A 12,888-nucleotide genomic window follows, 5' to 3' on the forward strand; every position below is an offset into this window, starting at 1 on the left:
ATCCGAACATGAGGACATTTCCATGAGCACGATCATCGACATCCACGCCCGCGAAATTCTCGACAGCCGGGGCAACCCGACGGTCGAAGTCGACGTTATCCTCGAAGACGGCACCATGGGCCGTGCGGCCGTGCCATCGGGCGCGTCGACCGGTGCCTATGAGGCCAACGAGCGTCGCGATGGCGACAAATCGCGTTACATGGGCAAGGGTGTTCTGGAAGCCTGCGCGGCCGTGAATGGCGAAATCGCCGAGGCGCTGGTGGGCATCGACGCGACCGAGCAGGTCGAGATCGATGAGATGATGATCGAACTGGACGGGACCGAAAACAAATCCCGCTTGGGCGCGAATGCAATTTTGGGCGTATCGATGGCCGCGGCTAAGGCCGCTGCGGACTATTGCACACAGCCGCTCTATCGCTACATCGGCGGCACCACCGCTCGTGTTCTGCCCGTGCCGATGATGAACATTATCAACGGCGGGGAACATGCGGATAACCCGATCGACATCCAGGAATTCATGATCATGCCGGTCGCCGCGGACAACATCCGCGAGGCGGTGCGCATGGGCGCCGAGGTGTTTCACACGCTGAAGAAAGAACTCTCCGCCGCTGGCCTGTCGACGGGTATCGGCGACGAAGGCGGCTTTGCACCTAACATCAGCTCTTCCCGCGACGCGCTTGATTTCATTCTGAAGTCGATCGAAAAAGCTGGCTACAAGCCGGGCGAAGACCTGTATCTCGCCCTCGATTGCGCGGCGACGGAATACTATAAAGACGGCAAATATGTCCTCTCCGGCGAGGGTAAAACCCTGTCGAGCGAAGAGAACGCTGACTATCTGGCGGCCCTCGTGAAGGATTATCCCATCATCTCAATCGAAGACGGTATGGCCGAGGACGATTGGGACGGCTGGAAGGCCCTGACCGACCTGCTCGGCAACAAGGTGCAACTGGTGGGTGACGATCTTTTCGTGACCAACCCTGCGCGGCTGGCCGACGGTATCAAACGCGGCTGTGCGAACTCCATGCTGGTCAAAGTGAACCAGATCGGCACCCTGACCGAAACTCTTAAGGCGGTCGATGTCGCGCATCGCGCAGGCTACACAAACGTGATGTCGCACCGCTCGGGCGAGACTGAGGATGCCACGATTGCCGACCTCGCCGTGGCGACCAATTGCGGCCAGATCAAGACCGGCTCGCTGGCGCGTTCTGACCGGCTGGCGAAGTACAACCAGTTGATCCGTATCGAAGAAATGCTGGGCGAGACCGCACAATACGCTGGCCGCTCGATCCTGCGCGGCTGATGTCGCGGGTCACGGTCAAAGCCGCCACCACCGCTGCGGACCTCGCGGCGGTGGTGGATCTTTGCTGGGCCTACCGCGATTTTCTCTACACTTTCGCCCCGGCCGAGCGGCGGATTGTTGAGATTTTCTATCCTCAAGATAAATACAGCGCCCTGATGGACCGTTTGGCCGAGGAACACGCCCGTCCGCGTGGGATTATCCTGCTGGCCGAACGGGATGGCGAAGCCTTGGGATGCGGGATGTCTCACGCGCTGAGCGATCGAGAGAGTGAGATCAAGCGTGTCTTTGTCACCGACGCGGCCCGTGGCAGCGGTGCGGGCCGTGCGATTTGCCAAAGGCTGATCGATCAGGCGCGCGAGGATGGGTTTGAAAAGGTCTATCTCGACACGTCCATCGCCTTTGCCCCTGCCCGCGCGCTCTATCAATCGCTCGGCTTTATCGAGCGCGGCCCCTATCAGCCCACGCCCGCTTTCGCGCGTGAAGCGATCTGCTTTTACGAGTTACCCCTCGCCCCGGAGCCACCGAAAAGGGAACCAGCGCCTTAAACCCGGCTAACAGTGCCGCCGCCCACGGCGGCCCTTACGCCAGTGGTGCCGGGACAGGAGGTTGGCAAGCCGCGCGCAACTCGCACGGCAAGATAGGCAAAAGCCTGAGCTTCTAACATATCACCATCCAGCCCGATCTCCTCCACCTGTGCGACGGGGCAGTCAAGACTGACGTCCAGCATACGCATCAATACAGGGTTATGGCGTCCGCCCCCGGTCACATAGACGCGCTCAGGCGGGGCTGGGCAGTGCTGCATCCCCTCGGCCACCCCGGCGGCGCACATGGCAGTCAGCGTGGCGCAGGCGTCGGCGTCCGACAATTCGCCAACCAATGCGATCATGTCGGCAAAGTCGTTCCGATCAAGGGATTTGGGCGGCATCCGTACGAAATAAGGTTCGGCGAGGAACAGTTCCAACGCGCCCTGCTCTACCCGCCCCCGCGCCGCCAGTTTGCCGCCTTCGTCATAGGCTTGGCCAAGTCGGGCCTGCATCAGATCGTTGATCGGCGCGTTGGCCGGGCCGGTGTCGAAAGCCAGCAGCGCGCCTTCTTCTTCGGGCCGAGAGATGCGCGGATCGACCCAAGTGAGGTTGCCCACACCGCCGAGATTGAGAAAAGCTACCGGCCCGGTGCGCCCCGCATAGCGCGCACAGGCATGGTGAAAGAAGGGGGCCAAAGGCGCGCCCTCTCCGCCCAGTTCAACGTCTGCGCTGCGAAAATCCCAGACCACGGGCAAGCCAATGTCACGCGCCAATTGCGCACCGTCGCCCACCTGTAGCGTCCCCTGCATCCGTGGCGCATGGGCCAGAGTCTGGCCGTGAAAACCGACCAGTTCCACAGCGGTGTCTTCTTCCAGAATCTCCCGCAACAGCTCGAGATGCGCGGCTTCGACAGCCGCACGCGCGGCCTCAACCTCAGGCCCATGCCAATGGCCAAAGCCCGCGGTGATCACCTCGCGCTCTTGGTTTGTGTAGCTTCGGTATGCGCTTTTGCCAAAGCTGGTAATATCATGCCCATCGGTGCGCAAAACGGCGGCATCGACCCCATCCAACGAGGTCCCCGACATCATTCCCAGAGCCGTCACCACCCCGGTTCCACTACGTTGCCTGTGCATGGCCTTATTCATGGCCTTTTCCTTTGTCGCTTGTGCGCATATAGATTGCCCCGCAACACAGTTTTGAGGCAAGTCACCATGACATACCATCCCAAATCGGAGTTCATCCACACGATGATGCAGCGCGGCTTTCTGGCCGATTGCACCGATTATCAGGGGTTGGACGAAGCCCTGCTGAAGGGCGCGGTGCCTGCCTATGTCGGCTATGACGCAACCGCCAAATCGCTGCATGTTGGCCATCTGGTGAACATTATGATGCTGCGCTGGCTGCAAAAATGCGGTGGCAAGCCGATCACGCTGATGGGCGGCGGCACGACCAAGGTGGGCGATCCGTCGTTCCGTTCGGATGAGCGCCCCCTGCTGACGCCCGAGGCGATTAACGAAAACATCGAAGGCATCCGTCAGGTTTTTGCGCGCTACCTTGATTACGGCGACGGACCGAGCGATGCGCTCATGCTCAACAATGCCGAATGGTTGGACGGGCTGAACTACCTCGAATTCCTGCGCGATATTGGCCGGCATTTCTCCATTAACCGGATGCTGAGCTTTGAAAGCGTAAAATCGCGGCTCGACCGTGAACAGTCGCTGTCGTTCCTTGAGTTCAACTACATGATTCTTCAGGCCTATGACTTCATGGAGCTGCACCGGCGCTATGGCTGCCTGTTGCAGATGGGCGGCTCGGATCAATGGGGCAATATCGTCAACGGGATCGACCTAACGCGCCGTGTGATTGATGGCGAGGTCTACGGGCTGACTTCACCGCTTTTGACCACCAGCGACGGCAAGAAGATGGGCAAATCGGCAGGCGGCGCGGTATGGCTGAATGGCGATATGCTGAGCCCTTACGAGTTCTGGCAGTTCTGGCGCAACTGCACCGATGCTGACGTGGGCCGTTTCCTGAAGCTCTATACAGAGCTGTCGGTCGAAGAATGCGACCGTCTGGGTGCGCTGGCCGGGTCCGAGATTAACGAGGCCAAAGTGCGTTTGGCCAATGAGGTGACCAGCCTTCTGCACGGCGCAGAAGCGGCGCGGACAGCCGAGGCCACGGCCCGCGAAGTCTTTGAAAAAGGCGGCGTCGGGGATGATCTGCCAACGCTGACCCTTTCGGCGGCGGATGTGGGCGATGGTATTTCGATTGTGCAGCTTATCGTAAAGTCCGGCCTTGCCGGGTCGGGTAAGGAAGCGAAACGTCTGATCGCCGAAAATGGCGCGCGTATCGACGATCAACCGCTGACGGACGCCGGGATGATGCTTGACGCGACGGCATTGGCCTCACCGATCAAACTGAGCGCCGGTAAGAAACGTCACACTCTGGTGCAGGTTGGCTAAGCGGCAGGGTTAATCTGCGCGCATTTGCACGCTTTAACGGTGGATTAACCAACATCGGGCTCAATAGCCGGATGTTGGATGTTGCCACCTCTGCGCCAGAAAGCTTGATGCAGGACGCTGCTTTCGCTGCGGCCCTTCGATCCTGCGGACAACAGCCACTGCGGCTTCCGGGTGGTCTTACTGTCTTGCAACGGCGCTTTTGCGGACTACGGGTGGCGATGTTGCCACGCGCCCGTCCGCCCCCTGATCTGGCAGAGCAATTGCGGGCGGCGGGGCTGCATACTGTGCCGCTTATTCTCTCGCCGCCTACGCCTTGCGCGATGCCACACGCCATGCGCCTGCGTCGGCCTCAAAGCTGCGCGGTGCTGGACCTTACACCACCGCAAGACGCCCGCCGCGCGGCCCTGAACGGCAAATGGCGCAACCAACTGCGCCGCGCGGAGGGTGCTGGACTGCGCGTTCATCACGCCAGCTTTCCACCAGACCCGAATCATCCCCTGCTTATGGCCGAAGCCGCGCAGGCCCGGACCCGCCGCTATGCGGCTTGGCCACCGAATCTCACAGCCGCCTTCGCGCGTGTGGCCCCGACGCAGACCCGGCTGTTTACCGCGCGGCTGGGGCGTCGACCCATCGCGCATATGCTCTTTCTCCGCCATGGCCGGGGTGCCACCTATCACATCGGCCACAGCTGCCGCGAGGGGAGAGCGCTTCATGCGCATAACCTCTTGTTATGGCAGGCTGGGAACTGGTTGGCCGAGGTTGGCCATAGCCATCTTGATCTGGGCCCGCTGCACCCGCGCACGCAGGGGCTGACACGGTTCAAACTGCGCAGCGGCGCACAGGTCCAGCCGACGGGCGGCAGTTGGCTCTACTGGCGGCCCTTTGGTTAGCCCCGCTTGCACCGCGCAGCGCTTCGTGATGAACTGAACAAGCGTTCATATTCGGGGGAAGCAGCATATGAAACTAGACACCACCGCCGCCATTGTCACCGGAGGCGCTTCGGGGCTTGGAGAGGCCACAGCGCGTCATTTCGCAGAACAGGGCGCGCAAGTGACCCTGCTTGACCGCGACGCCGAGCGCGGCGCGGCCGTGGCCGAGGAAATCGGCGGCTATTTTATTGAGACCGATGTGACGGATGAGACTTCGGTTCAGGCGGCGGTTGATTTTGCCGCCGAAAAAATGGGGCGCATCACAGCGGCTGTGAACTGCGCGGGCATTGCGCTTGGCATCAAAACGATCGGTCGCGATGGCGCGCACCCGCTTGACGCGTTCCAACGCACGGTCGACATCAACCTTGTTGGCAGCTTTAACGTGGCGCGTCTGGCCGCGATGGCAATGGCCCGTAATGAGCCAGAACCGGATGGGGCGCGGGGGGTGATCATCAACACGGCCTCTATCGCCGCCTTCGATGGGCAAAAAGGTCAAGCGGCCTATGCGGCGTCCAAAGGGGGGATCGTCGGCATGACCCTGCCCATGGCCCGGGATTTGGCCAAGGATGGCATTCGCGTTATGACCATCGCGCCGGGTATCTTTAAAACGCCCATGCTCGCCGGGCTGCCTGAAGAGGTGCAGGCCGAACTTGCCAGAGATGTGCCAAACCCCGCTCGTTTGGGTGATCCGTCTGAATATGGTCGGCTGGCCGCGTTCATTGTTGAGATGGGCTATCTTAACGGCGAAGTGATCCGGCTGGATGGCGCGTTGCGCATGCGCTGATGCCCCTGCAAAACCGTGTTCAGCCTACCGGAGAGATCCTCGCGCATTCTGCGCGGGGTGGCTTTATGGGCAATCGCGGCATTTTGCATGACGCGAACGGTCTGCTCCCCAAGCGCCGTTGGGCGCATCAAAACTGGGTCTGCTGTCAGCTGAGTTTCAAAGGTAGGCGGCGGCAGCTTATGGCCCCGCGACGCTACACCGAACTGTTCTTTCTGGATGAAGCCGTGGCTTTTGCTGCCGGGCATCGGCCCTGTGCAGAATGTCGCCGCGCATCGTACCAGCAGTTTCGCACCTGCTGCCCGATCCCCGGCCCCGCCGCAGCACTGGATCGCCAGTTGCATGCAGAGCGTGCGGAACCTCGGGTCTTTCGACAAAGACGGCATACAACAGTGGGCGCACGCAGCCTGCCGGACGGCAGCTTTGTTTTAGATAAAGGCGGCGCAGCGGGTGTCATCGCGGTCGGGAAATTTCACCCCTATGCGCCCGAAGGCTACGGTGCCGCGCAGAGCGCGCCTGAAGGCCCGGTGACCCTGCTCACCCCGCCCAGCATCCTTGCGGCGTTCCGGGCGGGCTACCGGCCACAGATTGCCCTTACGCGAGCAGACGGTTAGCCCCCCGCCTTCTCTTCCAGCGTCATCCATTCTTCTTCGGCGTCCGACAGTTTTTCATGCCGCTGTACCAAGGCATCAGTCGCTTTTTGGAATTTCACCGGCTCACGGGTGAACAACTCGGCATCGCTGAGCAATTCTTCGAGCTTGGCAATCTCGGCCTCCAATCGCGCAATCTCAGCGGGGAGTGCTTCTAGCCGGTGTTTTTCGGTAAAGCTCAAGCCACTGGAACTTTGCTTCTTTTCCGGTTTTGCGTCGGCTTTCGACGGTTTGGCCTTGACCACGCTGTCCGAGAAATCATCCTGCCCGCGCTGCGCGATATAGTCGCTCCAGCCGCCCGCATAGACCGTGGCACGGCCATCGCCTTCCATCGCGATGGTGGTGGCAGCGACCCGGTCGAGAAAGTCGCGGTCGTGGCTGACCAGCAGCACCGTGCCGTCGTAATTGCCCAGCAGTTCTTGCATCAGGTCGAGCGTTTCGACGTCCAGATCGTTGGTCGGCTCGTCAAGCACCAGAAGGTTCGAGGACCGCGCCATGATCTTGGCCAGCAGCAGCCGCGCCTTTTCCCCGCCTGAAAGCGAGCGCACCGGGGCGCGGGCCTGTGCCTCGTCGAAGAGGAATTCTTTCAGATAGCCGACCACATGTTTTGGCTGGCCCCGCACCAGCACCTGATCCGCCTTGCCGGATACGCGCATTTCCGGATCGCCGGTCAGGCTGTCCCAAAGCGTCATATCGCCATCCAACTGCGCCCGCGCCTGATCAAACAGCGCCAGTTCCAAATTGGTGCCGAGCTTGATCTCGCCCTGATCCGGTTCTTCCTTACCGATCAGCATGTTAAGCAGTGTTGTCTTGCCCACGCCGTTCGGCCCCACTAACGCGATACGGTCGCCGCGTTGCACGGTGATCGAAAAATCGCGGAGGATCTGTTTGTCGCCGAATTTCTTGGCCACGCCGGTTGCTTCGATCACTTTGCGGCCGGATTTCGGTCCGGCTTCCAGCGCCATAGCGGCGGTGCCTTGGCGTTTGATCTGGGCCGAGCGTTCGGCGCGCAATTCCTGCAGCGCGCGCACACGGCCTTGGTTGCGCTTGCGCCGGGCCGAGATCCCCTCAACCGCCCAACGTGCTTCCGCCTTGATCTTGCGGTTGAGCTTGTGGCGCTGCATGTCCTCTTCTTCCCATACCTGATCGCGCCATGCTTCAAAACCCTCAAACCCGATCTCTTGGCGACGTACCGCGCCGCGGTCGATCCAGAGGGTTGCGCGAGTCAGGTTGCACAGAAAAGCGCGGTCGTGGCTGATGATGACAAAGGCAGTGCGGGTGGCCTTTAGCTCGGCTTCGAGCCACGCAATGGCCTCGATGTCGAGGTGGTTGGTCGGCTCGTCCAGCAGCATCAGTTCAGGCTCTTCGGCCATCAGACGCGCCAGTGCGGCGCGGCGGCGTTCCCCGCCAGAGGCGGTCGCGACAGGGCGTGCGGGGTCGAATTTGAGCCCCTCGCCCGCGCGTTCGACCTTATACATCTCGCCGGGGTCCAGCCCATGCGCGGCGAAATCGCCCAAGGTCTCAAACCCTGACAGATCGGGTTCCTGTTCCATATAGCCGACCGAGACACCCGGCCCGGTGACGACAGCGCCGCTGTCGGCCTCGACCAGCCCGGCCATGACCTTCATCAACGTGGATTTGCCAGAGCCGTTTCGCCCGACCAAAGCCAGCCGGTCGCCGGTCTGAACCACCAGCGAAAGGTCTTCAAAAACAGGATCGCCGCCAAAGGTCAGCGAAATGTCGGTGAGTTGTAAAAGGGGTGCGCGTGCCATAGCTGCCAGCTATCCCCCGGCGGGGATAAGGTCAATGTCCCGCGCTCTCTTTCGACATTGCCAATGCGCGCAGCAGACGTTTGCGGCCCGGCGGGATGGCCGCGATCTCTAGCCCGGTAAAGACATGGATCGTGTTCATCGCCCGGTCGACTACCGCGTGATCGCTCACCCAGCCCCCCATCGTCAGATAGCTGCGCAACAAGGGGGGGAGAAGGCGCAGCCCTGCCCGCATGTCGGTCGCGTCTTGCGATGCAAAGCGGATCACCTCAGACGCTTTGACGCCGGGCTGCCATTTGGGGGGGGCGAGATGTCGGCTGTTGAGGAGCGCAAAGGCATCGCGGTAGCGCGCAGCATCAACCCCCGCAAAGGAGGAACACCCAAAGAGCAGTTCCGCCCCTTGGGCATCAACCTGCCCCGCCAGCCAGCCCCAAGCCAGTCGCAGAATGTCAGGATCATGCCAATCCGGGTGGATGCAAAATCGCCCAAGCTCTAGCATCGGACCGTCAAAGTGGCGAAGGGCAGAAAGGTCATAAACCTGTGCGGAATAGCTTCGGTGCAAGGTCGCCGCGCTGAAAGTGGTCACGCGAAAGCAGCAAATGGCCTCTTCGCTGTCGCGGTCTTTCACGACGATATGACGCGCGGCCTGATCGAAATCGTCGGCCTCTTGCAAGGCCAGATTGCGAAAGCAAAGCGCCCGCAGCGTGCGGGCCTGTGCAAGATCATCGGCCGAGCGCGCCTCAGTAATGTGAAAGCGGCCCGGGGGGGCATGGGTCATCGCTCAGATCGCCCCCTCTGCCCCGTCCAAGCGGTCACGTCTTAACTGCCAAATGCAGCCGGGCTGAAGCGACCCAAATTGCCCAAAAGCTGACGTAGGAAGGAATTGTCCTGCACCGGAGAGGACGTCACCCGCCGCGACAGTGGCACAACGCGCCCATCCTCAAGCCCAAAGCGTTCGACATTCTGAACGACACCCGCATCGCTAAAGCTGATCGCCACGACTTCACGCTCAATCTCTTCAGGCGCGAGGAAGCCGAGCGCCCGTTTGCGCATCTTTACATAGTAAAAACTGTCATCATTCAGCACGCCGCCCGCTGTGGGATTGCCGATTTTCGCGGTCACGCTTTCCTTGGTATCGCTGCCAACCACCACTTGCTCCAACTGATCGGCTGGCGGCACATAGCCGTGGTTTTCATACTGCGGCGCACAGGCGCCCAGCACGAGCAGAAGGCTCAGACATCCGGCCCGAAAAATAGGGGTGCCGGTCTGTTTCGTGATGCGCATTTGGTCTGCCCTCTTGCCCTGACGGATTATGGCTTTTATCTCGCATACACCAAGGCACCCTCAGTGTTCAAGAAACGAAAGTCGGTTCTCATGTCGCGCACGCCCCCTTCTGCCACCGCCCTGCGGGTCTCTGACCTGTCTCAGACGGAGGCCAATAGTTTCGCTTTGCGCCCCGAGGCGGATGTTCTCGCCCGTATTGCGGAGGAACTGGATATCTCGGCCCTGCGCAAGCTCAGCTTTGCGGGAGAGATCACACCGCTTGGCAAGCAGGATTGGCAACTTAACGGCAAATTGGGCGCCACAGTGGTTCAGCCCTGTGTTGTCACGCTTGAACCGGTCACCACACGGATTGACGTGCCGGTCACGCGCCACTTTGTCCGCGATTTCGAAGTGCCGGACGAAGAAGAGATCGAAATGCCCGAAGACGACAGCAGTGAGCCTTTGGGCCAGTGGATCGACCCCGCCCAGGTGATGATCGAGGCGCTGGCGCTGGAAGTGCCGGAGTATCCGCGCAAAGGTGATGCCGAACTCGGCTCGGTTGTTCTAACTGAACCTGGCCAAAAACCGATGACCGACGAAGACGCACGGCCTTTTGCGGGGCTGGGCGCGTTGCGGGATGCGCTAAGGAAGGGCGAAAGCTAAGCCCACGCGCGGAAAACCGCAGATATTCCGGGTTGCATCGGGGGGTATTCGCGTTATTTTGCCGCCCTTACCCGAATTAAGGTTGGACATTGTGCGGCTGCGGCCCTAAAGCACCGTCACGCCCGAAACGGGGTCCGAATTGAAACACGGTTGCGGCATGTCCTGTGCAGGTCAGCAACCCCGAAGGCAAAGGCACCAGACATGGCTGTCCAACAGAATAAAGTATCCAAATCGCGCCGCAACAACCGCCGCGCGCACGATTCGCTCACAGCGGCGAACCCGAACGAATGTTCGAACTGTGGTGAGCTGAAGCGCCCCCACCACATCTGCGCTGCTTGCGGTCACTATGACGACGCCGAAATCGTTGCCCTGACCGAAGAAGTAGACCTGGAAGACGACGCAGCTTAAGCTGTCGTCATTTCCCAAGTTTTTTCTAAGGCAAGTGAGGCATTCGCACCGATGACGGCCCAGCCCGATCACCCCGACGCGAAAGCCGGTCACACCCTGATATCGGTTGATGCGATGGGCGGTGACGAAGGCCCGGCAGCAGTTGTTGCCGGGTGTGCGCTTTCTGCGCAGGCGAACCCAGACATTGGGTTCATTCTGCATGGCCCCCAAGAGCAACTAACCCCGCTGATCGCCAAACATAGCGCGCTGTCGGGACGTTGTGAGATCCATCACACCACAGACGTGGTCACGATGGAGGACAAGCCCAGTCAGGTCGTGCGCACGGGCAAGAACACTTCGATGTGGTCTGCCATCGAATCTGTCCGCAGTGGCGCTGCCGCTGTGGCAGTTTCCTGTGGCAATACCGGCGCGCTTATGGCGATGTCGACGATCCGGCTGCGCAAGCTGCCGGGCGTCAACCGCCCCGCGATTGCCGTGCTCTACCCCTCCTCCAACCCGCAGGGGTTTAACGTGATGCTAGACGTCGGCGCAGACATCCGCGCCGATGCCGAAGATCTGTTGCGCTATGCGCTGATGGGGACGTCCTATGCCCGTAATGGGATGGACTTACAGCGCCCGCGCGTTGGCCTGCTGAATGTCGGCACCGAAGAGCATAAGGGCCGCACGGAACTCAAAGAAGCCTATGATCTGATTCGCGCACAAGGTGACGCGGCTGGGTTTGAATTCGTGGGTTTCGTCGAAGGCGGCGACATTTCGGGCAATCGCGCAGATGTGATCGTGACCGATGGGTTTACCGGCAATGTCGCGATCAAGACCGGCGAGGGCACGGCGAGCATGATCGGTAACCGCCTGCGCGAAGCGTTCAAATACTCGCCCCTGTCCCGCTTGGCCTCGCTGCTCGCCTATACTTCGTTGCGGCGGCTGAGCAAAAAGATTGATCCGCGCCGCGTGAATGGCGGCGTCTTTTTGGGCTTGAATGGCACGGTGGTTAAGTCGCATGGTTCGGCTGATGCGACGGGCATCTCTGCTGCGATCAAACTTGCGGCTCAGTTGTCCGAGAATAAATTCAATGACAAGCTGGCCGCCCGCGTCGCCGCGACGCTGCCTGCCGAGGAGTCCCCGACATGAGCCTGCGCGCCGTTGTCACTGGCTGTGGCCACTACCTGCCCTCCCGTGTTGTCGAGAATGCCGAGTTCGAAGCCACGCTCGACACCAATGACGAATGGATTCGGTCCCGCTCGGGCATTGAGCGCCGCCATTTCGCCGCCGAGGGGGAAACCACCTCGACCATGGCCGCGGCGGCGGCGCGCGATGCATTGAAAGACGCGGGCTGCGAGATTGCGGATGTCGATGCCATCATCGTCGCGACCTCTACGCCCGACCTTACCTTCCCATCTTCCGCCACCATGGTGCAGGCCGAGCTTGGCATGACCAATGGGTTTGCTTTTGACGTGCAAGCGGTCTGCGCGGGCTTTGTCTATGCGCTGGCCAATGCCAATGCGTTGATTGTTTCTGGCCAAGCCAAACGCGTGCTGGTGATTGGGGCTGAGACCTTTAGTCGGATCATGGACTGGACGGATCGCTCTACCTGCGTGCTTTTCGGCGATGGTGCCGGTGCGCTTTTGCTGGAGGCGCAGGGCGGCGAAGGCACCGCACAGGATCGCGGCATCCTTGCCACCGATCTCAATTCCGACGGACGCTTCCGCGATCTGCTTTATGTTGATGGCGGCGTCTCGACCGGCAACACCGGCTATCTGCGTATGCAGGGCAATCAGGTGTTCCGCCACGCGGTTGAAAAGCTCGCCGCCACCGCCAATACCGCGATGGAGCGCGCAGGTGTCACAGCTAATGATGTCGATTGGATCGTGCCGCATCAGGCCAATATTCGCATTATTCAGGGCACGGCCAAGAAGCTGAACCTGCCGATGGAGCAGGTGGTAGTGACGGTTCAAGACCACGGCAACACCTCTGCCGCATCGATCCCGCTGGCGCTTTCTGTGGGGCGCACGCGCGGGCAGATCAAACCGGGTGACCTGATCGTGACCGAGGCCATCGGGGGCGGTTTGGCATGGGGTGCGGTGGTCCTGCGCTGGTAAGTGACTGACGCAACGCGGAAAATTACCGCCGAAATTGGTACAA

14 protein-coding genes are annotated in these 12,888 nt (G+C 60.9%); 10 read left to right on the plus strand and 4 right to left on the minus strand.

The window, feature by feature from the left end:
• The first annotated feature begins 22 nt into the window (after nt 1-22).
• Both eno and HTT03_RS03700 read left to right on the plus strand, forming a co-directional pair.
• Nucleotides 23-1,300 (plus strand): phosphopyruvate hydratase, encoded by a 1,278-nt coding sequence (eno, locus tag HTT03_RS03695; RefSeq protein ID WP_174858519.1) that lies wholly within the window; start codon nt 23-25, stop codon nt 1,298-1,300.
• Nucleotides 1,300-1,845, plus strand: a complete 546-nt coding sequence (locus HTT03_RS03700) for a GNAT family N-acetyltransferase (protein ID WP_174858520.1) — start codon at nt 1,300-1,302, stop codon at nt 1,843-1,845. Before eno ends, HTT03_RS03700 begins: the two co-directional genes overlap by 1 nt.
• Here the strand turns inward: HTT03_RS03700 and HTT03_RS03705 are convergent.
• Nucleotides 1,842-2,969: an anhydro-N-acetylmuramic acid kinase gene (locus tag HTT03_RS03705; protein WP_174858521.1), complete on the minus strand. Its 1,128-nt coding sequence runs from the start codon at nt 2,967-2,969 to the stop codon at nt 1,842-1,844. The two genes, HTT03_RS03700 and HTT03_RS03705, sit on opposite strands and share 4 nt — an antisense overlap.
• Before the next feature lie 66 nt (nt 2,970-3,035).
• Between HTT03_RS03705 and tyrS the strand changes: the two genes are divergently transcribed.
• The 4 genes from tyrS to HTT03_RS03725 all read left to right on the plus strand — a co-directional run bounded on the left by tyrS (nt 3,036) and on the right by HTT03_RS03725 (nt 6,610).
• Nucleotides 3,036-4,286, plus strand: coding sequence for a tyrosine--tRNA ligase (gene tyrS / locus HTT03_RS03710; protein WP_174858522.1), 1,251 nt, complete (start codon nt 3,036-3,038; stop codon nt 4,284-4,286).
• A gap of 107 nt (nt 4,287-4,393) precedes the next feature.
• Nucleotides 4,394-5,176 (plus strand): GNAT family N-acetyltransferase, encoded by a 783-nt coding sequence (locus tag HTT03_RS03715; protein ID WP_174858523.1) that lies wholly within the window; start codon nt 4,394-4,396, stop codon nt 5,174-5,176.
• A 67-nt stretch (nt 5,177-5,243) separates the two neighbouring features.
• The gene (locus HTT03_RS03720) at nt 5,244-5,999 is read left to right on the plus strand and encodes an SDR family NAD(P)-dependent oxidoreductase (protein WP_174858524.1); all 756 of its coding nucleotides are present in this window, start codon (nt 5,244-5,246) and stop codon (nt 5,997-5,999) included.
• Complete coding sequence (locus tag HTT03_RS03725; protein ID WP_174858525.1) at nt 5,999-6,610, plus strand: hypothetical protein; 612 nt, start codon at nt 5,999-6,001, stop codon at nt 6,608-6,610. Before HTT03_RS03720 ends, HTT03_RS03725 begins: the two co-directional genes overlap by 1 nt.
• Here the strand turns inward: HTT03_RS03725 and HTT03_RS03730 are convergent.
• Genes HTT03_RS03730 through HTT03_RS03740 form a run of 3 tightly spaced genes read right to left on the minus strand, consistent with a single transcriptional unit; the run spans nt 6,607 to nt 9,699 of the window.
• On the minus strand, nt 6,607-8,418 hold the full coding sequence (locus HTT03_RS03730) for an ABC-F family ATP-binding cassette domain-containing protein (RefSeq protein ID WP_174858526.1): 1,812 nt from the start codon (nt 8,416-8,418) through the stop codon (nt 6,607-6,609). The genes HTT03_RS03725 and HTT03_RS03730 overlap by 4 nt on opposite strands.
• Before the next feature lie 31 nt (nt 8,419-8,449).
• Nucleotides 8,450-9,193, minus strand: coding sequence for a GNAT family N-acetyltransferase (locus HTT03_RS03735; protein ID WP_174858527.1), 744 nt, complete (start codon nt 9,191-9,193; stop codon nt 8,450-8,452).
• A gap of 41 nt (nt 9,194-9,234) precedes the next feature.
• Complete coding sequence (locus HTT03_RS03740) at nt 9,235-9,699, minus strand: outer membrane protein assembly factor BamE (RefSeq protein ID WP_174858528.1); 465 nt, start codon at nt 9,697-9,699, stop codon at nt 9,235-9,237.
• A 90-nt stretch (nt 9,700-9,789) separates the two neighbouring features.
• Between HTT03_RS03740 and HTT03_RS03745 the strand changes: the two genes are divergently transcribed.
• The 4 genes from HTT03_RS03745 to HTT03_RS03760 all read left to right on the plus strand — a co-directional run bounded on the left by HTT03_RS03745 (nt 9,790) and on the right by HTT03_RS03760 (nt 12,845).
• Nucleotides 9,790-10,341, plus strand: coding sequence for a YceD family protein (locus tag HTT03_RS03745; RefSeq protein ID WP_174858974.1), 552 nt, complete (start codon nt 9,790-9,792; stop codon nt 10,339-10,341).
• A gap of 201 nt (nt 10,342-10,542) precedes the next feature.
• Nucleotides 10,543-10,749, plus strand: coding sequence for a 50S ribosomal protein L32 (gene rpmF, locus HTT03_RS03750; protein WP_174858529.1), 207 nt, complete (start codon nt 10,543-10,545; stop codon nt 10,747-10,749).
• A gap of 51 nt (nt 10,750-10,800) precedes the next feature.
• Nucleotides 10,801-11,877: a phosphate acyltransferase PlsX gene (gene plsX / locus HTT03_RS03755; protein WP_174858530.1), complete on the plus strand. Its 1,077-nt coding sequence runs from the start codon at nt 10,801-10,803 to the stop codon at nt 11,875-11,877.
• Nucleotides 11,874-12,845 (plus strand): beta-ketoacyl-ACP synthase III, encoded by a 972-nt coding sequence (locus HTT03_RS03760; protein ID WP_174858531.1) that lies wholly within the window; start codon nt 11,874-11,876, stop codon nt 12,843-12,845. Before plsX ends, HTT03_RS03760 begins: the two co-directional genes overlap by 4 nt.
• Nucleotides 12,846-12,888 lie beyond the last annotated feature (43 nt).

It is taken from the genome of Sulfitobacter maritimus, from assembly GCF_013346665.1.
Lineage (GTDB): Bacteria > Pseudomonadota > Alphaproteobacteria > Rhodobacterales > Rhodobacteraceae > Sulfitobacter > Sulfitobacter maritimus.